32 protein-coding genes and 1 pseudogene are annotated in these 22,036 nt (G+C 66.0%); 20 read left to right on the top strand and 13 right to left on the bottom strand.

Going from position 1 to position 22,036, the window contains the following annotated elements:
* Window positions 1-71: 71 nt before the first annotated feature.
* The 5 genes from OVA26_RS16080 to OVA26_RS16060 form a co-directional block, all read right to left on the bottom strand.
* Window positions 72-593, bottom strand: a complete 522-nt coding sequence (locus OVA26_RS16080; RefSeq protein ID WP_268104994.1) for a hypothetical protein — start codon at window positions 591-593, stop codon at window positions 72-74.
* A 118-nt stretch (window positions 594-711) separates the two neighbouring features.
* Window positions 712-1,140 (bottom strand): A24 family peptidase, encoded by a 429-nt coding sequence (locus tag OVA26_RS16075; RefSeq protein WP_326493380.1) that lies wholly within the window; start codon window positions 1,138-1,140, stop codon window positions 712-714.
* A gap of 65 nt (window positions 1,141-1,205) precedes the next feature.
* Window positions 1,206-2,618 carry a type II secretion system F family protein gene (locus OVA26_RS16070; RefSeq protein WP_268104992.1) on the bottom strand — a complete coding sequence of 471 codons (1,413 nt, stop codon included), beginning with the start codon at window positions 2,616-2,618 and terminating at the stop codon, window positions 1,206-1,208.
* 35 nt (window positions 2,619-2,653) lie between these two features.
* A complete protein-coding gene (locus OVA26_RS16065) occupies window positions 2,654-3,760 on the bottom strand; it encodes a type IV pilus twitching motility protein PilT (RefSeq protein WP_268104990.1) in 1,107 nt (368 codons plus the stop codon).
* Complete coding sequence (locus OVA26_RS16060) at window positions 3,753-5,081, bottom strand: GspE/PulE family protein (protein WP_268104989.1); 1,329 nt, start codon at window positions 5,079-5,081, stop codon at window positions 3,753-3,755. Before OVA26_RS16060 ends, OVA26_RS16065 begins: the two co-directional genes overlap by 8 nt.
* Window positions 5,082-5,449: 368 nt before the next feature.
* Here OVA26_RS16060 and OVA26_RS16055 point away from each other — a divergent pair, with 368 nt between their 5' ends.
* From OVA26_RS16055 to OVA26_RS16045, 3 genes are read left to right on the top strand one after another with little or no spacing between them, the layout of a single operon-like run.
* Window positions 5,450-5,848, top strand: coding sequence for a hypothetical protein (locus OVA26_RS16055; RefSeq protein WP_268104987.1), 399 nt, complete (start codon window positions 5,450-5,452; stop codon window positions 5,846-5,848).
* On the top strand, window positions 5,845-6,279 hold the full coding sequence (locus OVA26_RS16050) for a hypothetical protein (protein WP_268104985.1): 435 nt from the start codon (window positions 5,845-5,847) through the stop codon (window positions 6,277-6,279). Before OVA26_RS16055 ends, OVA26_RS16050 begins: the two co-directional genes overlap by 4 nt.
* Before the next feature lie 11 nt (window positions 6,280-6,290).
* A complete protein-coding gene (locus tag OVA26_RS16045; RefSeq protein ID WP_268104984.1) occupies window positions 6,291-6,584 on the top strand; it encodes a hypothetical protein in 294 nt (97 codons plus the stop codon).
* 59 nt (window positions 6,585-6,643) lie between these two features.
* On the opposite strand, the gene OVA26_RS16040 is transcribed toward OVA26_RS16045, so the two are convergent.
* Window positions 6,644-7,117: a single-stranded DNA-binding protein gene (locus OVA26_RS16040; protein WP_268104982.1), complete on the bottom strand. Its 474-nt coding sequence runs from the start codon at window positions 7,115-7,117 to the stop codon at window positions 6,644-6,646.
* Between the two features lie 196 nt (window positions 7,118-7,313).
* Complete coding sequence (locus OVA26_RS16035; RefSeq protein WP_268104980.1) at window positions 7,314-8,129, bottom strand: hypothetical protein; 816 nt, start codon at window positions 8,127-8,129, stop codon at window positions 7,314-7,316.
* 101 nt (window positions 8,130-8,230) lie between these two features.
* Here OVA26_RS16035 and OVA26_RS16030 point away from each other — a divergent pair, with 101 nt between their 5' ends.
* The gene (locus tag OVA26_RS16030) at window positions 8,231-8,443 is read left to right on the top strand and encodes a hypothetical protein (RefSeq protein WP_268104978.1); all 213 of its coding nucleotides are present in this window, start codon (window positions 8,231-8,233) and stop codon (window positions 8,441-8,443) included.
* A 15-nt stretch (window positions 8,444-8,458) separates the two neighbouring features.
* Here OVA26_RS16030 and OVA26_RS16025 read toward each other — a convergent pair whose 3' ends face one another.
* Window positions 8,459-8,941: a hypothetical protein gene (locus tag OVA26_RS16025; protein ID WP_268104976.1), complete on the bottom strand. Its 483-nt coding sequence runs from the start codon at window positions 8,939-8,941 to the stop codon at window positions 8,459-8,461.
* Window positions 8,942-9,112: 171 nt separating this feature from the next.
* On the opposite strand from OVA26_RS16025, the gene OVA26_RS16020 reads away from it, so the two are divergent.
* The 14 genes from OVA26_RS16020 (at window position 9,113) to OVA26_RS15955 (ending at window position 17,351) form a co-directional block, all read left to right on the top strand.
* Complete coding sequence (locus tag OVA26_RS16020) at window positions 9,113-9,664, top strand: hypothetical protein (protein ID WP_268104975.1); 552 nt, start codon at window positions 9,113-9,115, stop codon at window positions 9,662-9,664.
* Complete coding sequence (locus tag OVA26_RS16015; RefSeq protein ID WP_268104973.1) at window positions 9,661-10,011, top strand: hypothetical protein; 351 nt, start codon at window positions 9,661-9,663, stop codon at window positions 10,009-10,011. Before OVA26_RS16020 ends, OVA26_RS16015 begins: the two co-directional genes overlap by 4 nt.
* Before the next feature lie 37 nt (window positions 10,012-10,048).
* Window positions 10,049-10,621, top strand: a complete 573-nt coding sequence (locus OVA26_RS16010) for a hypothetical protein (RefSeq protein WP_268104971.1) — start codon at window positions 10,049-10,051, stop codon at window positions 10,619-10,621.
* Window positions 10,622-10,639: 18 nt separating this feature from the next.
* A complete protein-coding gene (locus tag OVA26_RS16005; protein WP_268104969.1) occupies window positions 10,640-10,978 on the top strand; it encodes a hypothetical protein in 339 nt (112 codons plus the stop codon).
* A gap of 599 nt (window positions 10,979-11,577) precedes the next feature.
* Complete coding sequence (locus OVA26_RS16000) at window positions 11,578-12,102, top strand: single-stranded DNA-binding protein (RefSeq protein WP_268104968.1); 525 nt, start codon at window positions 11,578-11,580, stop codon at window positions 12,100-12,102.
* A gap of 377 nt (window positions 12,103-12,479) precedes the next feature.
* Window positions 12,480-12,722 (top strand): hypothetical protein, encoded by a 243-nt coding sequence (locus OVA26_RS15995; protein ID WP_268104966.1) that lies wholly within the window; start codon window positions 12,480-12,482, stop codon window positions 12,720-12,722.
* Window positions 12,723-12,793: 71 nt separating this feature from the next.
* Complete coding sequence (locus OVA26_RS15990; RefSeq protein WP_268104965.1) at window positions 12,794-13,312, top strand: hypothetical protein; 519 nt, start codon at window positions 12,794-12,796, stop codon at window positions 13,310-13,312.
* A 49-nt stretch (window positions 13,313-13,361) separates the two neighbouring features.
* Complete coding sequence (locus tag OVA26_RS15985) at window positions 13,362-13,835, top strand: hypothetical protein (RefSeq protein WP_268104964.1); 474 nt, start codon at window positions 13,362-13,364, stop codon at window positions 13,833-13,835.
* 104 nt (window positions 13,836-13,939) lie between these two features.
* Window positions 13,940-14,386: a hypothetical protein gene (locus OVA26_RS15980; RefSeq protein WP_268104963.1), complete on the top strand. Its 447-nt coding sequence runs from the start codon at window positions 13,940-13,942 to the stop codon at window positions 14,384-14,386.
* Window positions 14,387-14,489: 103 nt separating this feature from the next.
* A complete protein-coding gene (locus OVA26_RS15975; protein ID WP_268104962.1) occupies window positions 14,490-14,786 on the top strand; it encodes a hypothetical protein in 297 nt (98 codons plus the stop codon).
* A 35-nt stretch (window positions 14,787-14,821) separates the two neighbouring features.
* Window positions 14,822-15,367, top strand: coding sequence for a hypothetical protein (locus OVA26_RS15970; RefSeq protein ID WP_268104961.1), 546 nt, complete (start codon window positions 14,822-14,824; stop codon window positions 15,365-15,367).
* A 126-nt stretch (window positions 15,368-15,493) separates the two neighbouring features.
* Window positions 15,494-15,931 (top strand): hypothetical protein, encoded by a 438-nt coding sequence (locus OVA26_RS15965; RefSeq protein WP_268104960.1) that lies wholly within the window; start codon window positions 15,494-15,496, stop codon window positions 15,929-15,931.
* 30 nt (window positions 15,932-15,961) lie between these two features.
* On the top strand, window positions 15,962-16,660 hold the full coding sequence (locus OVA26_RS15960; protein ID WP_268104959.1) for a hypothetical protein: 699 nt from the start codon (window positions 15,962-15,964) through the stop codon (window positions 16,658-16,660).
* Window positions 16,661-17,003: 343 nt separating this feature from the next.
* Window positions 17,004-17,351 carry a histone-like nucleoid-structuring protein Lsr2 gene (locus OVA26_RS15955; protein WP_268104958.1) on the top strand — a complete coding sequence of 116 codons (348 nt, stop codon included), beginning with the start codon at window positions 17,004-17,006 and terminating at the stop codon, window positions 17,349-17,351.
* Window positions 17,352-17,440: 89 nt separating this feature from the next.
* Here OVA26_RS15955 and OVA26_RS15950 read toward each other — a convergent pair whose 3' ends face one another.
* The 5 genes from OVA26_RS15950 to OVA26_RS15930 all read right to left on the bottom strand — a co-directional run bounded on the left by OVA26_RS15950 (window position 17,441) and on the right by OVA26_RS15930 (window position 20,705).
* Complete coding sequence (locus OVA26_RS15950; RefSeq protein WP_268104957.1) at window positions 17,441-18,283, bottom strand: class F sortase; 843 nt, start codon at window positions 18,281-18,283, stop codon at window positions 17,441-17,443.
* Window positions 18,280-18,813 (bottom strand): hypothetical protein, encoded by a 534-nt coding sequence (locus tag OVA26_RS15945; RefSeq protein WP_268104956.1) that lies wholly within the window; start codon window positions 18,811-18,813, stop codon window positions 18,280-18,282. Before OVA26_RS15945 ends, OVA26_RS15950 begins: the two co-directional genes overlap by 4 nt.
* A 74-nt stretch (window positions 18,814-18,887) precedes the next feature.
* Window positions 18,888-20,138, bottom strand: coding sequence for a ParM/StbA family protein (locus OVA26_RS15940; protein WP_268104955.1), 1,251 nt, complete (start codon window positions 20,136-20,138; stop codon window positions 18,888-18,890).
* A gap of 17 nt (window positions 20,139-20,155) precedes the next feature.
* Window positions 20,156-20,347 carry a hypothetical protein gene (locus tag OVA26_RS15935; RefSeq protein ID WP_268104954.1) on the bottom strand — a complete coding sequence of 64 codons (192 nt, stop codon included), beginning with the start codon at window positions 20,345-20,347 and terminating at the stop codon, window positions 20,156-20,158.
* Window positions 20,340-20,705 (bottom strand): hypothetical protein, encoded by a 366-nt coding sequence (locus OVA26_RS15930; RefSeq protein WP_268104953.1) that lies wholly within the window; start codon window positions 20,703-20,705, stop codon window positions 20,340-20,342. Before OVA26_RS15930 ends, OVA26_RS15935 begins: the two co-directional genes overlap by 8 nt.
* A gap of 411 nt (window positions 20,706-21,116) precedes the next feature.
* Between OVA26_RS15930 and OVA26_RS17440 the strand changes: the two are divergent.
* Together OVA26_RS17440 and OVA26_RS15925 are read left to right on the top strand one after the other, a co-directional pair.
* Window positions 21,117-21,293: pseudogene (locus OVA26_RS17440) on the top strand (DUF4326 domain-containing protein); the annotation flags it as partial.
* Between the two features lie 72 nt (window positions 21,294-21,365).
* Window positions 21,366-21,866: an NADAR family protein gene (locus OVA26_RS15925; RefSeq protein WP_268104951.1), complete on the top strand. Its 501-nt coding sequence runs from the start codon at window positions 21,366-21,368 to the stop codon at window positions 21,864-21,866.
* Window positions 21,867-22,036: the final 170 nt, after the last annotated feature.

Genomic DNA, 22,036 nt, shown 5'->3' with positions numbered 1-22,036 from the left:
CTGAATGCGACGAAACGCGCCCGAGCCGCCACGTGAGATTCACGAGGCGGCTCGGTCGCGTCAGGGGGTACTTACGGTGCGGTCGCGGTGGAACCGACCGGCGCCGGGCAGGTCGTCCCCGCCTCGGTCGGCTTGGTCTCGCTGACCTTGCCGTCCTTCGCGGTCAGCCAGTAGGAGGGTGCGAACACCGAGGCCGAGGTCGAGACGGCGCAGTAGTTCTGGCCGTCTGCCGACACCCAGATGTCGATCTTGCTCGGGTCGCTGGTCAGGGCGGCCTTGTTCGTGGCGTCACTCTTGGTGAGGTCGGTCTTGCTGCCGAACTTGCCGGTCTTGGACTGCTGCAGGATCTGCGCGGACTTCACCGAGTCCAGCGCGCCCTTCGCGCCGGAGTCCTGTCCGAAGGTGATCGCGGCGCCGACGCCGACGCCCACGACCGCGGCGCCCAGGAGCCAAAGGCCGACCGAACCGAGCGACTCGGTGAGGCTGAAGGAGATGCCGCGCTTGCTGGTCAGAGCCTCGCGGATGGGCAGGAGAACGCCCTTGGGGGCGTCGGTGGTCTTCTCGCTCTTACGGGCGGTGGATGCTTCGGTCATGACTGTCCTCTGATCAGGCGGGGTCGGAACGGGGTGTGAGGGCGATGAGTTCGCAGACGTGAGTCTATACCTACATTGCTCGTATATCAGGAAAAACGAGTTTTTAACTGAAAGACGATCAGATCGGGAAAATCATCACACTGGCTATGAGGGATGCCGTCATCGCTGGGACGTGAGGAAGCTCGACGGGGACCACCCCGCCGCCGGCCGCAGCGACCCGCCAGCGACGCATGCCCAGGAACAGGCCGTGCTGGATCAGCATCGAGACGCACACCCACCAGAGCCCGAGTACCGGATTCGCCGCACCGAGGAGGAAGGCGGGGACGACGGAGAGCTTCACGTCCCCACCCCCCATCGCTCCCCGAAGCGCGAGGGCCAGATAGATCGCGAACGCGAGAGCCGCCGACAGGGCGCCCGCGACCCACTGCTGGGCGCTGATCCCCTCGAGCGAAACCGCGACGAGCACCGCGGTCGCGAGGAGAACCGTCGCCCAGTCCTCCACTTCCTGTCGCCAGATGTCCGCGGTAGCCAACGCCAGCATCCCCACGATCGTGATCGCGATCGCCGCGTGCGGGGTAACGGTGGCCCCGCTACTGAGAAGAGCGTCGATGGTCAGCCCACCGTCTCGATCAGCGTGGGGATGAACGTCAGCACGGGCATGACGATGAGGATCACGACCACGACGATCGCGATGACGACGACGCCTTCCGTGATGGGGCCGATGCGGTCCGCGAAGCGGTTCAGGCGCTCCTGCGCCTTGGTGTGGAAAGTCGTCGCCAGCTCACGCAAGATCTCGACGCGACGGGTGAGCGAACTCGTCGTCTCGATGCGGTTTCGGAAGTTCCACGGGAGCAGCTCCGTCTTGGCGACGTCGGCGAACCCGACGATGCCGTAACGCTGGCGCCCGGTGTGCTCGTCGACCCATGCCTGCAGTGCCTTGTTGCCGCACGCGCGGGATGCCGTTTCGAGTGCCTCGAGCTCGGACATTCCCACGGACAAGCAGGCGCTCAGGACGTCGCAGAATCGCGCGGCGACCGACATGCGCATGACCTCGCCCATGAGAGGCGCGTTCATCGCGAACAGGTCCGCCTTGAGCGCGAGCTTCTCGTTACGTTTCAGGAAGGTCTTCCACATCAGCGTGAAGAGCATGATGACCACGACGGCGCCACCGAGCACCCACTTCAGCACTTCGCCGACGGCGAGGATGACCAGCGTCGTTTGAGGGGGCTCCGCGCCGATCCCCTCGAACATCGACGTCGTCATCGGGAGCAGGAACTGCACGGCCGCCACGACGAAGATCATCAGGAAGACCAGCATGAAGCCGGGCTTGAACAGGGCGCTCTTGATCTGACTCTTGATGTTTCCGGTCTCGATGATGATCGTCGCCGCCTGTCGCAGGTTGCGGTGCAGATCCTTCGGCATGTTGGCTGCTCGGATGAGCTCGCGCACGACCGCCGGGAAGGCGTCCGTCTGGTCAGCCATCGCCTCGCTCAGGGTGACACCGCGATCCAGGAGCATCACGACGCGCTCGTAGGCTTCGCCGATGTCGTAGTCGGCGTACTGCTCGGCCAATGCGCTGACGGAGCGGTGTTCGGACTCGCCGTTTTCGAGCATGGATGCCAGGTCGGCGAGGCTCTCGGCCACCTCGTCCGGTCGAGCGCGCTTGCCTTCGAACATGACGATGAGCGGCTTCTTCGGGAGTGGCGTGTCATCGTCGACGCCGTTGATGCGCATCGCTGCAGCATCCGCCGTGCGCTCCTTCGACAGTCGTGACTTCTCGGCCTTCTTCTGCTTCGCCTTCGAGAGCCTCTTCGCGGCCTCCGGTTCCGGCAGCGGAACGTACGGCAGCTCGTCGGCTGCACCGCGCTTACCCTTCGCCTTCGGCCGGCGTTTGGTCTTCGCGACAGGGGTCGGTTTGCTCGCCGGAGTGCCGAAGCCGCTCCCCTGGCCGGGCGCCCAGGTGGCCCCGGCCGGCTCGCTCGCGGTGGAGGGCTCTTCGTCGATCAGGGTGAAAGTGTCGCTCATGGTGTTCCCTCTGCGCGTCGTGAAGTGTGTGGGGGTCAGGCTGCGATGCCGAGCTGGGTGAGCTTCTCGACCAGAGCCTTCGGGTCGCGAGCCTCCGAGCGCGCGCTCACGAGCGTGATGTTCTGGCTGTGCACGAGACGGGCGAGGGATTCCTCCATCGCGACCATGCCGTCCTTCGTGCCGCTTCCGAGCAGCAGCTGTTGGATGAACTTGGTGTCGTTGCCGCGGTCACCGCTTCCTCGGATGACTTCAGCGAGGGCCGAGGTGTTGAAGGCGATCTCCTGGGCGAGAGCCAGGCCCCCGCCGATCTTCGGGATCAGCTTCTGGGCGACGATGGCTACCAGGGACTGCGCCATCTGAGCGCGGATGAGCCCCTGCTCTTCGGGAGTGAACATCGACGTGAAGGAGTCAACGGCCTCGGCAGCCGTGCCGGCGTGCATCGTGCTGATCACGAGGTGACCAGATGCCGCAGCCAGGAGTGCTGAACGCGCGGTCGCGGTGTTCAGGATCTCGCCGACGACGATGATGCGCGGGTGTGAGCGCTTCGCGTCTTCGACGCCCTCGGCGAAGCTGTTGACGTGTGTGCCGACCTCGCGCTGGATAACGAGGCTCTTGCCCTCCGGGTACAGGTACTCGATCGGGGACTCGAGCGTGTAGATCGCGGTCTGCATCTGCTGGTGCACGAGGTTGGTCATCGCGGCGATCGACGAGCTCTTGCCCGACCCGGTCTGGCCGACATAGAGGATCAGGCCCGAGGGGCGCGTCATCAGCTGCACGACGGCCGCCGGCAGACCGAGCTCCTTGGGTGTCGGGATCGACCGCGAGATGATGCGGATGGTGCCCGATCGACCCCCCTGCTCTTCGCGGATCGCGAGGCGGCCGCGGTACTGGCCGCCCTGGTCGAACGACGCTCCGGCCTGGTGTCGCTCGCTCATGACGGCGAGCCCGTTCGGAACGACGTGGTCCACGAGCGCGTCGAGCATCGCACTACATGCGCCTTTGTCGATTCCCGTGATCGGCCTCGTCGTCTTGTCCTTGACGACGTAGGCCCCCCGGTCCGAGGTGAGATGGATGTCGGAGGCGCCGTCGGCTCCGAACTGGTCGAGCATTCGGCTGATGATGTCGAGTCCGGCTTCAGACATTGGGGACGACCTTCCGGGCCTCGTCGAGGGTGGTGACCTTGTTCGCGACCAGCAGGTCGACGTTCTGCTTGAAGGTGGTCGACGTCGCCGCCGCCACCTCGGTGATCTCGGTCCGCGAGACGTTTCGGATCAGCGCATCCGTCAGGTGGATGCTGTTCTTCGTGACCTCGTGGATCGGATACCGACCCGAGAAGTGCTCGCCGTCGGAGGCCAGCCGGCTCACCAGGCGCTGCGACACGACGCCGTTCACCGACTCGAGCACGGACAAGGGTGGTGCATCCGCGAGCTCCATCAGACGCAGCATCGCGCTGATGTTGTTCGTCGCGTGGATGGTGGCCAGCACGCGGATGCCGGACTTCGCGATCTCGACCGCGAAGGTCGCCGTCCTGGCGTCGCGGATCTCTCCGATGAAGACGACGTTCGGGTCGGAGCGGACGAGGTAGCGCATCATGTCGCCGAAGCCGGCGCCCTCGACCTCTTCTTTCACCTCGATCTGGGCGATTCCGTCGATGACGCGCTCCACCGGATCCTCGACGCTGATGAACACCCCGGGCTGCTTCTGTCGCAGGTACTGCAGCGATGACAGGGCGGTGGTGCTCTTGCCCTCGCCGGTGGGCCCGGCGAACAGGGTCATGCCGCCGGGGGTGTCGAGGAGCATCTTCGTGGCGTCGAGGTTCTCGGAGGTGAATCCCAGCTGCTCGATGGCCCGAAGCTCCCCGATCTGGGGCAGGCGGAAGACGATGTACTCGCCGCCGTCGAACAGGGGCAGCGACACCACACGCGCGCGGTAGGGGTAGCCATCCATGGGGAGCTCGTAGTTGCCGTCCTGCGGGACGAGGTTCATCCCGGTGCTGAGCTTGGATTCGGTCTTGATCAGCGTGTGGATTGTCTGCGCCTCGGAGCCGGAGTATCGGTGAATGTGCTCGGGGTCGCCGTCGACGCGCCCTTCGACGGTGAAGGTGCCGTTGAGGGCGGATTTCTTCATGTGGACGTCGGAGACGCCGAGGCGGACGAGGTCGCGGAACATCTCCTGAAAGTCCTGGGCGCCGCGTCGCTCGACGATCTCGTTCAGAGGCTGCTTCAGCTCGGCATGCATCGCGGGCACGGGGGTGAACGGGACTGTCGTCGACGGGCGCTGAGTCATCGGTGCAGGGCGACGCTCAGCCTGCACTGTGGTCGTGCGCTGGGGGGTGCGCACCACGGGCGGCGCCGGCGTCGATGCGACTGCTGCGGCGGCCGGCGCGACCTCCTGCAGTCGCTGGGGAGATGCCGCGGTGAAGTCGAGCCGCCGCGCGGGCTGTCGAGCGTCGGTGTTGTTCATGATCACCGTTCGTTTGGGGATGTGGGGTCCGCATGGCATGGGCCAGCGCTTCAACGATACTTGTTTTATCCTCGTAAACGGTTATAAATGACATTTTTACGACCGCCAGCCCTACCTCATCGGTCCTGCCTGGCATGCTGCTTTCGCGCAGCGAAGCGGGTGCGTTCGCCCGCCTTGCGAGCGAACTGGAACGCGTGAGGCGGTGCTCACGCAGGTGCTGAAGAACGCTGCGACCAGTCGCAGCCGGGAACCACCGCGAGGAGTGCTCTCCTCGCCCAGAGCCGCCAAGACGAAATGACCCCCACTGCCGTTGCAGCGGGGGTCTTCCTCTCCGGGCGTACGGGAACGGATACGCCTTGGAGGCCACCATGTCTTTCGTCAACATCTTCGAAGCGCCGGAGCTCGAGGTCGCCCGTCTCGCCGCCGCACCGGTCGGATCCGAGACCCACACGCTCTCCACGCTGCCGGTCCAGATCCAGGGGCCGATCGACGACCTCGTCATCGAACTCCCGCGCGAGACCAACCACGGACACTCCATCGTCGTGGTCCCCTTCCTCCGCCAGCCGGACTCGAGTGTCGAGCGCGAGACGATGCCCTACCGCCGCTACCGCGCATGGTGGAGCGTGATCGTGGTCGCCTCCAACCACCCCAGCTACCCCGTCGGTGGACATCGCCTCGCGATCTCCGAAGCTGCGCTGGTACGAGGGACTCTCCGCCCCATCGCGATTCCTGCGGCGCCAGCAGCCGATGCCGAGGTCGCGGCGTGAGTCCGTCGCCCACGGACATCGCGGCGCCGGACGCCCCAGCGCTCTCGCGGGCCCTGCCCACCGTCGTCGACGTCAACGGCGAGTCTGCCTACTGGTCGGGAGTGAAGAGACTCCGCCGGCTCCGCGGGCTGGTCGAGGAAGGCCTGCCTGTCTGGTGGAGGCGGTCGGGCTTCTTCGCCCCCGCACATCGGGATACGCCTCCGAAGTGGCACGTGCTTCGCGCGCGCCGGCGACCTCTCGTCGCGGAGTATCGGTGGGAGTTCGAGTGGGTCGCGCAATGCGGATACAGCTCGAGGCTCAACGCGGTCCTCGACCCCGAGCGTGACTTCCGCAAGACCGCGCCGACGCGATCGGAGCGATGCAAGAAGTGCGTCGAGATCCTCGACCACATCAAGAGGCGGGCAGCCGCCGCGTCTGAGACGAAGGAGTGATCAGGGCTGGCATGGATGGAATGGTCAACGCAGAGCTCCCGGCTCGAGCCGAGCGAACCTATCGCGACATCACCTCTCAACCCGCCCGGTTCCCGACCGTCGACGTGGACGATGCGCGCTCTCTCGCCATCGGGGTCGCTGAGGAGACGACTCGTAGCACCGTCGGCTACATGTTGATGCGGTTGCGAGGCATCAACCAGCGCGTCGACAGCCTGGAGTTGGACCGGTTCATCGACCGACAGGCTGCAAGCGTCGGTCTCAGCAACGTCTCCCCCCATGGCTTCACGTCCCACCCCGCGCTCTGAGCTCCGACGCCAGAAGGCCCCGCCCTGCTGACGCGGGACGGGGCCTTCTCGTGGTCAAGTCAGAATGGCGTATCACCGGGGATGGTCGCGGTGGCCCAACCGGCGTCGACGTCAGCCTGCGCACTCGGGGTCGCTCCACCACCGAAGCTTCCCGTGGATCCGCCCTGGCCGGCGGCGCGCGTGACCTGAGCGGTCGCGTACCGGAGGGAGGGGCCGATCTCGTCGATCTCGAGCTCGATCGAGGTGCGGTTGTTGCCTTCGCGGTCCTGGTAGCTCCGCTGCTTCAGCTGCCCCGTGGCGACCACACGCATGCCCTTGGTCAGCGAACCAGCCACGTGCTCTGCGAACTCGCGCCAGACGGAGGCGCGCAGGAAGAGTGCCTCTCCGTCCTTCCATTCGTTCGCCTGTCGGTCGAACGTGCGCGGCGTCGAAGCGATCGTGAAGTTCGCCACGGGTAGCCCATTCTGCGTGTACCGGAGTTCGGGGTCGGCCGTGAGGTTACCCACGACGGTGATGACGGTCTCGCCTGCCATGTCTATCTTCTTTCCTCGGTAAGAGCCCTCGGAGAGTGACGAGGGGCCGGTTCGCGACGCGGCATCACGTGCCGGCATCGTTCGCATATCAGCGTATACGAGGAAAAAACGTCAATCGGACGTTAAACGAGCGTAATCGAGTCAAGCGGCGTTCTGAAGCGAGCAATGGTGGCTGCGTCCACAAGACGACTGCCCGTCAAACATCATCCTCATCGGGCTCGACGACCTCGGCATCAACAACATCTTCGAGCTGCTGTGGACCAGGCGCCTCGGTAATCGCGTGTTGAGTGAACGGATCTCCGTAGTATTCGATCGCGTCGGCCACATTTGAGGGTGCGCTGAACAGGTCGACAGCGATCACCACGACGGCGGTGAGCCGCTTCGTCACCTCCCACAGCTTCGCGCCAGGTTGAGTCTTCATTCGACGAGCGCTCTGGTGGAAGCGGTCGAGCTCATCTACGAGGGCCTGAGGTCCGCTTACCTTGTAAAGGTCGGCCGCTTCCGCGATCCGGTGGGCGTACCGGACGAAGGCAGCTCTGGCATCCGCGTCGAGACTCTCGTCAGCGGTCGCCAGATCAATGATTTCGCTAGCTAGCGAGCGGATCTGTTCGAGAGTCTCCTCGGAGATCTCCTTTTTCTTCACCACGAAGGAATTCAGGATGTGGCTCGTTGTCTCCAGGTCATTCAGCACACCCATGTCGACGTAGTTGGTCATAAAGCTGACTGGGTTCGTGCCAAGCGGGTCGCCGTGGAAGTACTCACGCACCTTTTGAAGAGGCCTCAACAGTTTCTCTACGGGCATCGGGGGGGCTTCGATCTGTGCCACCATCGCCTCCACCTCGTCCGGCAGCTGCATCAATCCCGCCATCGAGCTCATGTAACGAGGACTGATGCCCTTGGTCTGAAAGTAGGCCGACGCGTAATTGTTCAACCCCTGATTCGATGGCATGGTCCTCATCTCGCTGAAGTACGAAAAGAGGCGGCCGGCGGGATTTGATGCATGGTTCTCCATGCGCTCAGCGTAGAGCGCGTCATGATTCACGACGCTTCCGCTGTGTCCCTCAGCGCCGCTGCGGCGTCCCCCGTTCCCTCACGAGCAGAAAGCCGCACCACATGAGCGTCCCGACCTCACCCCACAATCGCGTCACGCACGAAGACGTGCGCGAGCTGCTCGGCTACCTGGCCGCCAACGCGGATGTCGCGCGCGCCGACGACCGACCGGACAAGGTCGCGACGTTCACCCGATTCCAGGCAACGGTGAAGACCCTGGTCGCCCTGGTCAACGGTGATCTTCAGAGCCCTCAGGCGACTCCACGCTCCACCTGAGACGGGAGCGCTCGATCAGAGAAGAGGCGGCGCGGGCGGCGCCACCGGCCCGGAGTTTCTCTCGGCATCCGCACGCACGGAAGGTTGGGTGTACATCAGCTGGTCGGGGTGTTCGTCCATGTAGCGGGACACCTGCATCGTGAAGGCGTCCAGCGCGCTGGCGTCGGAGCTGTCGACGCGCGGATCCGGGTCCCCGGAGGCAACAGCGTCGCGTCGGTAGTAGAGCGCCCACTCCACGGCGTAGGCCGCCATCTGCCCCACCGTGCCCAGGTACTCCTGAAGCGCAGCGATCTCATCAGGGGCCAGATCGGCGCCCGGGGCGAGCCCGAGACGACGGTGGCCGTGGCTCACGGTGACCTCACCGAGGGGCTGCTCCGCGAAATCCGCGAACCCCGTCATGATCACGTCCAACTCGACCGTCAGATCCGGATACCAACCGCCGTAGCTGAGTCCCAGCCGCCACGCCCACCGGGCATCGGCCTCATCGAGTGTGCCCATCCCCTCATCATCCCAGACCCCTCCTCCCCCTTCCGACCATGTCGAAAACCCCCGACGCCACATTCACCCCACCACGCCTGCCCTGAGGGCAAATCACGGGTGCAACCCGTGATGCGGCAGCCGCAAGCGCAGCGCGCAGCACCCCAATCCACGACCTCGAAAGGGCCGGCCATGATCGACAACACCACCTCGAAGGACGGCTCCGAGATCGCCTCGGAGTACGGTTTCACCGGCACCTTCGCCGCGTTCATCGAATGGCTGCAGGCATCACTGGTCTACGGCGGCGTCATCGTGCGAGACCCCGTCAAGGACGAACGCGGTCGCACGGTCGTGCACGTCGAGACGGTCACCGGTGGCTTCTCCTCGGACGAAGCGCTGCTCGGTCGGCTCGGCCGCTACTGGTGGATGGCTCACCACTGGGTCTCCTCCCAGCGCGGCGGTCTGTCCGTCTACGAATTCACGCTCGAGGAGACGATCAGCGACGTCGAGCGTGTTTGGTTGGAGCCGGCCGATGGGGTCTTTGAACGACTCATGCGCGCCCGTCGCGTCAGGGTGTACGACCAGACCGGTTCGTACGTCGAGTTCTCGTACGACCACGGGGCTGAATTCCTGTTCGAGGAGCGCGAACGCGACCTCTGGGAACCGCAGGGTTTCGTGGTCGTCCGCCCCGCCCCGCCGGTCGAGTCGCTCTTCCCCGCTGTAGCTCCCCGGACGCGTTCGTGAGCGCGCGTCTCAGCCCCGAGGTGCTCCGCGCCACGCGCTCGAGTCTTCGATCGTTCCGCGCGCGGATGGCACTTCCTCGACACCAGCGCGCGGTGCTCCTGCAGCTCCTGGCCGACGCGGAGCAGTGCCCGGAGATCGCCACGCTCGAGCGCGCCCCGGCCGTGGGGGCCGCTGTGAAGCTGGTGACTTTCGACAGCTACCTGCACCGACATCACAACGCCGTCCCCGGGTCACTGGGGTCGATCGTCGGGCACTCCCATCTCTCACACGACGATCGCGGCGTATTCGTCGACTGGGGCGACGGCGTGAGCGTTCGAGCAGACCTCAACGAGCTCGCTCTCGCCTGATCGCGACCCACCCCACACAGAACAGAAGGGCCACTCCATGCCGATCACCACTGCGTGGAACGTCGCCGTGACGTTCAACGAATCGACCTACACCGGCGACATCCAGTACGGCCCGGACCGTTCGATCGTCCTGGTTCACGCTGACGGCGAGGAAGAGGTCCTGACGATCTCGTTCGCCTCCTGTGGTGTCCGGAACACAGGCGACACCGTTCTGATCCATGACGGCGGAGTCCGCTCCGGACTGGCCGAGTCGCTGGAGCGAGCGGGGATCGTCGAGATCCTCCGCTCCGTCCCTCTCGGCTTCGACACCGTCGCGGTCGAGGCGCGCGTCCTCCTGGTGACCGAGATGGGGGCCGTCCTCGACCAGGTCATCACAGAGTCCGGATCCGTCTGGGACGTCGCCTGGGCGAGCGACGCCTGGCCCGAGGAAGGAAGTCGCCCCGGGCACGCGCGCAAGAACGGTGGCACCTGGACTCCCATCGAGATGGGCACGACCGGGTACGAGACCGGTTCCCGCCTCATGTGGCGTCGCGCCGACGGCGCCATCCTCACCACCAGCCGCGTCGTCAGCGCGCGAGCGATCACCATGCACGCCGCACACGCGGCCTGAGCAGAAAGCATCCCGCCGATGTCGAACACCACCCCCCTCCGCCTCGTCTCCGCCGACGTCGAGCTGACCCTGTCGACCAAGAAGGTCATCGCCGGCCGACTCGAGCACTCCCCCTCCGCCCGGAGCCTCGTGCTCTTCGACCCCGAAGAGCTGGACCCGATCCTCCTCTCGGTGGCCGCCGGCGAAGCGCCCCTCGAGACGGCGGCGCTCGACGCCGACCACGTGCTGCTCCGCGGGTGGACCGAGCACCGCGGTGTCCCGGAGCAGCTTCACGAAGACGGTCTCGTCGTCCTCACCGGCGAGGAGGTGCAGATCGGTCTCTTCCGCCTGCGCGCCGCCGTCGCGCGCGTGAGATGACCGAGGGACCGGGCTTCGCCCGAGAGGGCTGAAAGGAAAGACCAGGTCTTCGCACAGCGACGACCGGGGAGCCCCGCGAGAGCGAACCGCCCTCCGCGAGTGAAGGGGGCATCTGCCGACCTGCTGTCACCCAGGCCAGACCTGGGATGGCGAGATCCGACAGGCAGACCGACCTTCCGCCCATCAGTACGGGTAGGGCCGGGGACACCAGATGGTGCCCCCACCATCAGCCATTCGACCGGCAACCAGCCTCGGCCCTCCCTGCGCTGCAGGGCAACTGCACAACCGCGACATGCCGCGGCGAAAGAACATCCCTAGGACAGCAGAGCAGTCCACGGGGGAAGACATGACGGAGAGTCAGGTCGGCGACCAAGCCGCCAGAGTGCCAGCGGACCCGCAGCACGGTGTGAAGCAGTCGCTGACCTCTCTACGTCAAACAACTGAACAGACTTCCGCAGCCTCGCTGCGAACAGCACGAACCCCAGGGCAGCACAGCTGCCTTCGGGGGAAGTGGTGACGGAGGAACAGGTCCTCTTCACCGAAAACAGACTCCGGTCACGGCGCAGGCTCGTGACCACACCTCGATCAAGGAGATCATCGTGGCAAACCCCCTCAACACCCTCTCGCTCGTCGGCCGCATCGCCTCGGACATCAAGGAGTTCCCCAACGCCGATGGCAGCAAGGTCCTGCTGATCACCCTCGCCGTCGACGACAACTTCCGCTCGGGTTCGGACAACAAGGTCCAGACGAACTTCGTCCCCGTCCGTGCGTTCATCCCGAAGTCGGTCGACGGTCGCGGCTCGTGGGACCGTGTCGGCAAGGGTGACCTCGTCGCCATCGCCGCGCGCATCGTCGCCAAGCCCTACATGAAGGACGGCGAGACGGTGTACCCGCCCGCCACCATCGAGGCCGACGGCTACCCGCAGTTCCTCGAGAGCAAGAAGGTCACCGAGGAGCGTGCCGCGCGCAAGGCCGTCGAGTCGACCACCGACGCGCCCGCCGCCGCGGCCGCCGCCGCCGCTCCGGAGGAGACCCCCGAGCAGCAGATCGCCCGCCTCCAGGCTGAGATCTCCGCGAGCCGCCTCGCGGCGGAGACCAGCCCGTTCACCAACGCGGCGGCCTGAGCCAGCCCGCTCCCAGAACCGCCCCTGACGATGCCCCCGGCCGGGTGTCGTCAGGGGCGCAGCACCCCGTGACCCCCAACGTGAGCACCTGATACTCCGGACGGAAGCACCCTGCGCGATAGGCGCCAGGGATTGCTCCCGGAACTCGCTCGGAATGAGCACAGCCACACACGGTCGGTCACGCGGTCCGCATCCGCGGATCGGCGGAACACAACAGAACATCGCGAGAACCCCACCCCTGCCCGGGTGGGGTTTCTCTTTTCCCTCCCGGGCTCGGCGAGAGCTCCTTCGAGGCCAACAACACGGCACAGCCGTGTCGGACACACCCATGACAGAGAACACCTCCCTGTCGACGCCAGACGCCCCAGGAGGCCGAGATGCTGCACATGGACACCACCCAGAGCTGGAACACCATCCTCGCCGTCATGGCCCTGGTGGGAACCGTGATCTACCTCGTCATCCTCATCGAGCAGCGTCGGCGATGGAACGCGGAGAACGCGTCCTCCACCGAGACCGAGCAGGCCCCCGTCGAGCCGAAGCAGAGCCGGCACCTCTCGCTGGTCCCCGACCTCCCCGCCGGCGATCCCGAGCTCTACGACTGGCAGACCCAGGGCCTCTGAGCGCCCTGATCCGCGCCGTCGCACCCCCGACACCCGTTCCGCAACACTCTCGACCATCAGGAGAAGACACGATGACCATCGCTCTCGATCGCACCGCAGCGACCACCTCCGCCGTCCGCCCCCTCCTCAGCCGAGGGATGTGGCACGACGTCCCCACTTCCGTCCTCGCCGCCTTCCTCAGCGTCCAGATCGTGCGTGAGCAGGTGAAGCACTGCGTGCAGGACACCGTCGTCTGGACCCTCGCGATGTTCGACGTCACGCCCACCGGCGGCGGCGTCGCGCCCCGCTCGATCGAACAGATCGGTGAGGGCATCGAAGAGGCGATCGAGCAGCGCTTCGAAGACGAGGACATCACCCTCGTCGACGCGATCACCATCGTCACCCACGCCCTCACCTCGATCTACTCCCAGCGCGTCCGTGTCACCGGCTGGCTGCCGGGACACCGCGTCGCTGAAGGCCGAACCGCGCTCGAGCTCAGTGGAGAGCCCTGCCCCCGCTGCACGGTCAACCCGACCGCCTACGTCGTCGGGAGCCGCCAGAACAACACCCGCTGCCTCAACAGCGAGGACTGCGGCTGGACCAGTTCCTGAAGACCGCCCACACCCGCCATCCAGCACCACCGACCACGAAGGAGGTCCCGTGACCCGGTCTACCGAGATCAAGATCACGATCACCCACGACTCTCGCCCGCCGATCCGTCGACACGTCCACATCCCCGCCGACGATCAGGTCACTCAGGACTGGTTCGACAGCCAGACCGACCAGTCAGCGTCGGTGCGCCTGCTCGTTCGAGACGAGATCAGACGCCACGGGATGATCGACCGGGTCACGCGCGAGCGCTTCGGAACGTCCGTCGCGCAGAGGACGGCTGGCGCCTTCGCCACGTCGGCGCCCGCGTCCGCAACCCCCGCCCCCGCGGCGCCGACTGCCCCCGTGGGGTGGGTCGTGCCCGGACTCGATCCCAAGGACGTCGAGATCTCCCGCCTGCGGGGTCTGATCGCCGAGCGGGACTCTCAGCTCGCGAGCATGCGCGCCGTCGTCGAGCCGTACACCGCGTTCCTTGAGGAACTCGATCGCAGCGGCATCCAGCACGACACCCTGCTCCCGGTGTGACACCCCGCCGCCGGCGGCCCCGACCCATCACGTGGGCCGCCGGCGGCACCCGCACCTCGCGCGAGCCTGCGCAGAACCCCCGCCCTCGATGAGAAGGAGACCCCGTGTCTGCAGAGACCCCCGACACCCGCGACCACCTGCTCGTCGTCGGAGACGCCGTCACCATCCACCGCAACCTCGATCACCCGTCCTGGTCCCGCCCCATCGACGGCGACATGACCTCCCCTGTCTCCACATGGGCCCGCCAGGAGAGCATCCCCGAACTCATCGGTGAAGGCGTCATCTCCGACGTGCGCGATCGGAAGAGCTTCCGCGTCGTCGACGGTGTCCTGCGCCCCGAGACCCGTCGCGAGTTCCGCGTCGACGGCTTCTGGTTCGACGCCGTGACCCTCGACCAGCTCGGGCCGAAGTCCGCGTACATCCGACCTGTCGTCGCCACCGCGACCACCCCCGAGCGCGATGAGACCGCTTCGGCTGTCGCTCGTCATCTCGTCCTCGAGTCCGACATGGCCCCCGCAATCGCCGCGGTCGGAGACGTCGTCCCCGCCTGACGCCCACCCCCTCAGAAGGGACACACTCGTGACCACAGCATCGAGCACCACCATCACCGTCAGCGTCTCTGAACCAGCGCGCGCAGACACTCTCCGTAAGCGCGTGAACGTACCGAGCGATGACGCCGTGGTCCACGACTGGTGGTCGCGACAGAACGATCCCTCCGTCTCTCTGCGTCTGCTGATTCACGAAGAAGTCGGCGACCACGGATTGATCGACCGCGTGAACCGCATCGGGCTTCGCAGTGCCCAGCCCTCCGGCGAAGGCGCGGAGCCCACACCCCGAGACGACGGGGGGATCGACCACGTGCTTGACACCCTTCGTCAGCACTTCTCCGACCCTGTCGTTGCACAGGTTGCTGCCCTGCTGGATGCAACCGGACTCCTGCGCGCCGCCTGACTTCCCCGCCACACACCACGAGCACGGAGGTGCCCATGAAGCTGTCCGATCTCTACGACGCCGACAAACGAGCCCGCGACGCCGACGCGCGCCGGCTCGCTGCCCAGAAGTCCATCCCGCACCCGCTGCAGAACGTGGCCTACGCCGACGGCGCCAGCATGTGTCGCCACGCGAAACGCCACAAGCCGTTCCAGTTCTGCAACCAGGCTGTGATCGGACCGGAAGGACCCATCGACATGTCTTCACCACTCTCGCCGCTGCCGGTCGATGACCGCGCTCAGCTGAACGCCCGGGCGCGTGCACGCGTGTGGCGTGAGGGGGTCGAGCCCACCCGTTCGGTCGCGCAGACCCTGCCGGATACGACCTCCAGCCACCTCGCCGACGTCGATGCGATCATCGCGAAGACCCTGCATGAAGCATGGCTGCGGATCCACCTCGCTCGTCTCGACGATCAGCACCACGCACGTCCCGCCCTGGCGTACTCGCGCGCGAACGCCGCCAAGGTGAAGCTCGGAGACGTCTGGAACGCGCTGGGCCTCGATGGGAGGATCTTCGACGAGCCGGTCGTCAAGATCAACTGATCTGCGGGGCGGCTTCTGCAGAACTCGAGACCCCGGGAGATTCCCGGGGTCTCGGCCGGTCGCGATGGACCCCACCGATCGCGCCGTCGTTCTAATATACTCGGAAACGAACAGAAACGAGGAATAGTGCAGTCTCCGGAGAAGATCTACTACGAGAGCCAGGACGGCTTCGGTCCCGAGGACTTCTACGCGCTGTTCCGCTACCTCAACCGTCTGTTCCAATCGGTCGGCCCGACGGAGACCCTCGCGCAGGCGCTCCGCGATGACACGTCCCTCTCCGAGGCTGACCGTGTTCGCGCCGCGCGCGCGGCAGCGCATCAAGCCCGGCGCACTGGCAGCCGCGACGACGAGCTCGCCAGCATCGATCTCGAGCGACTCTCCCACGAGACTCGCTACCTGATGAAGCACCTGCTCATCGACATGCGTCGCTTCGACGCCGCCCTCGAGCGCTTCCCGAACCTCGCCGGCCTCGAGGACGTCCCCGCCCTTCCGAAGCCGTTGTTCCTGGACGCTCGTCCGAGCCTGCAGAACGACTACCTCACCCGCGTCGGCATCTACCTCTGATCCGTCGCATCCCTCCACGAAAGCAGATCCATGAGTGCCACCAGCGACCGCAAATCCGTCACGGAGCTGGATGAGGCACTGCGCCTGCTCGACCACGAGCTCGAGCAACTGAAGCTGGACACCCCCCTGCAGATCCGCGCGATCGGCGGCTACGCCCTCATGAAGCACGGCGTTCGCACCGGGGACCGTGCGTACACGGTCGACATTGACACCGTGACGAAGGACTACAGCGCGGCGGTCATGCGCGCCATCCAGACGGTCGCGAGCCGCGCCGGCCTCGCCGAGGATTGGCTCAACAACTACAACGTCATGGACAACGACCCCGAGCAGGTCGAGAACATGATCGGCGCGGAGTGGCTGCCTCAGCCGATGGGCCTGCGCAACATCGCCGTGGAGATCGCGACGATCGAGACCCTCACGCGCTCGAAGATCGTCGCCGTCGACGGAGCCGAGTTCTCCGGTCGCGAGCAAGATGCCCCGGATCTTCTCGACCTCATGAAGTACCAGGGCATCGCCAATGCCCGCCAGTTCGCGGCGAAGTACCCGGACCCCTACGGCGAGTATCCCGGGGCGCGCGACGTCGTCTCCCGACACTTCGCACCCACCGCTTCCCGGGACGCCGTCGTTCGCCACGTGTACGAGAGATTCCCCGAGCTCCGCGACGACAACCTCGACGAGCTCGGGCTCGCTGACGACTTCGCCGACGACGATCTCCACCTTTACAGGTAGCCGATGCGAGGGGGAACCGCCAGCGGTTCCGCGTTCGTGGCAGAGCCCCGAACGGGTGAAATGCTGACGCAGTAGTTCAACCGACACGTCCTCGGGTGCGGGCCCCCAGCCCCCTGAGTGGACCGTCGGCCCGTCGTCTCGCACTACCTGTCTTGGTGCACGACGGAGAAGAACGCCAGCTCGGTGCTGGAAATGGAGTGCAAAGCTCCCGCGTCCCCCTCTCTCGCAAGGAAGAACCCCGTAGCCACGTCGGCTACGGGGTTTGTCTTTTTCAGCAGACTGAATCCCCTTGGGCGTTCGCTCAAATTGCAGAATGTGCCTTATCTCGCGCTAACATCGATATATGGCAAAGCGAATTGTGCACCACCTCGTCGACGATATCGACGGAACCGAAATCGCCGAGGGTGAGGGCGAGACTCTGAACTTCTCGATCTCTGGAACGGCTTATGAGATCGACCTCACCACGGAGCACGCCGCCGAGCTTCGAGCCGCCTTTGAGCCCTACATCTCCGCCGGGCGCCGCGTGAGTGCGTCGACCTCGAGCGCAACGTCCGCCCGCACGCGATCCCCGCAGGTGCGGAACTCCGACATCGCTGAGATCCGTTCCTGGGCGAAAGAGAACGGCCACACGGTCTCCGACCGCGGTCGAGTCCCCCAGCCGATAGTAGACGCGTACCGCGCCGCCCACTAAGCCCTCGCACGAGAATGGCCGCTTCCCTCTCGGGTCGCGGCCATTCTTTTTGCATTTACGCGGAATCGGCGCCACGTGGTACCTGATTGCTATGCCGATCCGGCTTCCGCATTCGATGCGTCAGTCGGCGCAGGCGCAGGATTGACGGGTGTTGCGATGGCGAAGATGTTCTTTAAGAAGTGACGACCGCTCGTCATCTGACCACCACACGTCGTTATGACGAGCTGACGGTCGCCTTCGGCTGACCAATACTCCTGGGGGAAATCGGTGTGCTGCTCGACTCGCATTCTGGTCAGCTGCCACTCCTGTTTGGAGCCGGTGGCGTCCGCCGTGTAGATGAGCTCGCCACCCTTCAGCGTGTAGAGGTAGCGCAGCGCGCCCCATCCGCTCGCGGTGCTCACGTGGCCGGCGATGAGAGTCGTACCCGCGTCGCCGCCGACGAGCGGGGCGCCTGCCGCGTAATGGACCGCCTTCCGCGCGTTGACTGGAACCTTCAGCGTCTCGAAGTTCGAGTAGCGGCTGTCAACGAAGGTCGCGTCGTTCTCAAGAGGCATATAAACGCCGAGCGCCGGGATGAATAGAGTGTTCGGCGCCATATCCGCGACCGTCATCTGGCCTCCGCCATCCATCGCGACCGGCTGCTCCCCCGTGGGGCCTGTCGGCTTACCCTGCGGCATCTCGAACTCGACCTCAGGGACCGGGGCCGACGCATCGACAGGGGTCAGTGCCTTCCAGACGAGACCACCTGCAGCGACGACGAGCGCGACGACGACGACAGCCAACACCGCCATGACGACCCTGTCGCGCATGCGAGGGGATGGCCGCTTCATCCCACGTTCTCTCTTCGTGCTCACCGGCTCGGCCGGGGTGGTGCGCGGAGGGGTGAACGATCCGGTTCCTGAGCCCGGCGACCAGGTGGGGGTGGTGCTCATGCGACCTTCGATTCAGATGGGGGTGTGAGTGGGTCGGTGGCGTCGCGCCGCTGGTGAGCGGTGTCGCGCATCTGCTGCAGCGCCCACCGGGCGCCGTCGGCGAACCACTGTCGGACGCGCGGCTGTTTCGTGATCTGCGGGTCGATGGGTTCGCGAATGACGCGCTCAGCCAAGCGGTCGATCTCGGCGGCGACACGAACGCGGAGTCCCCGTTCGGTGAGGGCGAGGGAGAGCGCCTCGACCGTGCGCCGCACCGTCGCGATGTCTTCGGGCGTCAGTCGGGCATCCAGCTGGAGGTTCTTGAGACGCTCGGTGAGGTCGTCGATCTCTTCGTCGAGCTCGTCGACGAGGCGCAGGGTGTCTCTGGGGATCCACGCGAAGGGGGTTCCGTCGTCGAAGCGCACGAGCACGGCATCGCCACCAGGATCTTCGATGACCGCGCCGTACCAGCCGCGCGGATGCCGCACGCGGTCGCCCTGCACGAATCGAGCGCTACGAAACGGTGCCGTGGTGGAGGGGGTGGTGGTCACGTCGTCCTTCTCTGGCTGTCGTACGCGAGCGCGGCCGCCGCCGGATCGAACCCGGTGGCGGCCGCGCAGGGCGATCAGGCTGCGACGGCCGCAGCCTTCTTCCCGCGAGCCGGCGCCGCAGCGGCCGCCTGCTCAGAGACCATGTCGGCGGCGATCAGCAGGCCTTCGCGGTTGAGGTGACGCGAGTAGCGCGTATCCAGGAAAAGCACCGGGGTGCCCTCCGGGACGACCTCGAGCAGACGCGGGTGCAGCATCTCGCGGACGGAGCCGCTGCCGCCGCCGAAGACGTAGACGACCTCGGTGTCACGACCGACCTCGGCCATGATCTTGCGGAACTCCTCCACGACCTGCTCACTGAACAACTCGGACTGCTCCGAGACGATGGCGGTGACCTTCGCGTGCTCGGCGCGCTTGAGAGCGCTCGGGGTGGACAGCAGGTAGTCGGCCAGCGACTTGCGCGAGTTGAAGGCCAGCTTCGCGCGGGACAGGGGGGTGAGCGCGTTGTTCAGCACCGTGCCGAAGCCCTTGTTGAAGGTGCGCGAGGCGTCGCCGTTGAACTTGCCGTCCGTGTAGACGGGGAAGTTCACCGTCCCCTCTCCGATGTCGATGCCGACCGTGGAGCGCGCGTCGTGGATGTCCTTTCCGGTGACGCCCTCGAGCGCCTGCCCGTGGGCGCGCACGTCCTCGACCATCGAGTTGGCCAGATCCACGCCCAGCTGACGGATCGCGAACTGCGCGGATGCACCCTCAGCAGCGACCTGCACGTCGACGAACTCGATGCGCACGGACACGGGCGTCTCGAAGTTGTTGACGGTGACCAGGTGCGTGCCGCCCTTGAAGCTCTCGGCGAAGACGACGCGGTGCTCGCGGTACTCATCGATCGGCAGAGCCAGGGCGACACGAGCTTCGACGTCGAGCTGGCCCTGGGGAAGCGCACCGTTCTTCTTGACGTAGTCACGCAGGGCCTTGCCCGCGAACAAGCCCATGACGAGAACCTTCGTCAGCGACTGCTCCGCCTTGCTGATGCCCGACACGACGTCGAACTCCTCGAACCGCGGCGTCTGCGCGCGCAGTGCCCGCTTGCCGAACAGGTGACGATGCGTGGCGTGCACCAGCGGCGAGTTGAACTGCAGGTCGAGCTCGTTGAAGAACTCGCCCGAGGTCGTTTCCAGGGCGGCGGAGTCCGGCGTCGGAAGGTCCGAGGCGCTGGTGATCAGGGCGACACCGGAGGGGATGTCGAACTTGTCGAGTCCGTCGCCGCGCAGGGCGGCCTTGACGTAGCCGTTGCCGACGTCGACGCCGCCGGTGATGGTGATCTTGCTCATGGTGTGTCTCCTGACCGTCAGATCTCTGTCTGGCTGGGAATCGGGGTGTCTTGTGTCTTGGGGGCCTTGTGGTGGAAGCGGCAGATGCTGCCGAGCGGAAACGTCTCGTCGTGTGTTTCGCACCAGGCGAAGTCGAACGGTTCCTCGCTGAACATCACGCAGACGGCATCCGCGTTCAGCGGACCGTCATCGTCGGGCGAGTCAGCCATTCATGATGTTGTCGATCGTGAATCCCGGCGCCGTGTCGCTGATTGCCGGAACCGGTGTCAGTACGGGCGGGGTGGCTGGTATCACGGGCGCCGGCGCCGGCGGCGCCAGGGAGGTGATGGTGGGTGCGTCCTCATCGCTCTCCTCGATCGGATCGCTCGGGCGACGTCCGCGCCGGGGCTGCTGAACGACCGGCTGGAAGGCCGTGTCGACGTAGCCGTTGCGCTCGATCTCGGCGCGGATCAGCATCCGGACGGACAGGCTCACGTCATGCTGAGTGCGCCACCAATCCAGGGATGACTGATCGACCTTGGGGATGGAGACTCGCAGTCGCTCCGAACTTTCCTCTTTCGTTGCCACGCGCTCTCCTTTCTCGTTTTAAGCGTATTCCGAGTGGAAACGCGTTTTCTGCTCGAATATCAGTATAAATGGGCGCGGGTCCGTTTTGGGTGACATCGGACCGATTTCTGTCCGCGCCGTGACCACTTGCTGGTCACGCGCCGGTCACGACGCTGTCGGAAGAGCACCGTTGGGCGTTCTGTGCCCTCCAAGTGACCGGCATCCGGCCCACCCGTGGTCACGCGCAGGCCATGCAGCGGGGTAGGCGGCGATGCCGCCTCGGGGTTGTTCGGACAATCCGTACCGATGAAAGAGGCCCATGCGATGAGCGATTCCACCCTGGCCGCGCCCGCGCCGATCCGCGTCGTGAACAAGCACCGAGAGTCGTTCGACGTGTACATCGGGCGAGGCTCGAAATAGGGAAACCGATTCGTCATCGGGCGCGACGGAGACCGCGCTGAGGTGATCAGGAAGTACGAGGCGTGGTTCGCCACCCAGACCCAGCTGCACGCGCAGCTGGTAGAGCTCCGCGGCAAGAGGCTCGGATGCTTCTGCGCACCCCAGGCGTGCCACGGCGACGTACTGAAGCGGTGGGCTGAGCGCTCCTGAGTCCCGGCCCCACCGGCGGCATCCGCCGAACACCTACTGACCGACGACACCCCTGATCCCTCGAGGAGACCCATGAGCACGCACCCCTTCGCATCCCTCCCCTCGCCCGCCCGCACGAACGCGCCGATCGACAGGTTCCGCGACGAGTACCGCTTCCTGTCGAACTTCTGGACCGTGCCCGCCGGCGTGCACTACGCCTGGCTCACCGCGAGCACGGTGGAGCACGTGTTCCAGGCCTGCAAGACGACCGACGAGCACGACCGTTCGGTGATCCTCGCGGCGTCGACCGCCGGCCAGGCGAAGCGTCTCGGCAAGAAGGTCACCCTCCGACCCGACTGGGAGGCGCGCAAGCTCGGTGTGATGGCCAACCTGCAGGCGTCGAAGTACCAGGACCCCGACCTCCGCGACCGGCTACTCGGCACCGGCGACGCCGAGCTCATAGAAGGCAACCACTGGTGCGACACCTTCTGGGGCGTCTGCCACTGCGACGAGCACAACGGCGAAGGTCAGAACTGGCTTGGCCGGCTCCTGATGGTCCAGCGCAGCGTCCTGGTCGCCACCGTCTCGCTCTGACAGGCGGCGGCGGCGGAGAGCGTCAGGGGTTGTGAACCCTCTCCGCCGCCTCGTCCATCTCTTCCCTCAGTTTGGCTGCCTCCCCCGCCCACTTCTTGTCCCATTCGCCTGTCACCGCGTAGGCGGACGCCCGGTCCACCAGCGTCTTCAGGTGGTCCATTCGGGCAATA

The organism is Microbacterium sp. SL62 (assembly GCF_026672635.1).
Lineage (GTDB): Bacteria > Actinomycetota > Actinomycetes > Actinomycetales > Microbacteriaceae > Microbacterium > Microbacterium testaceum_A.
The sequence above is the reverse complement of the archived record's forward strand: the minus strand, read 5'-3'. Positions and strand labels throughout refer to the sequence as shown.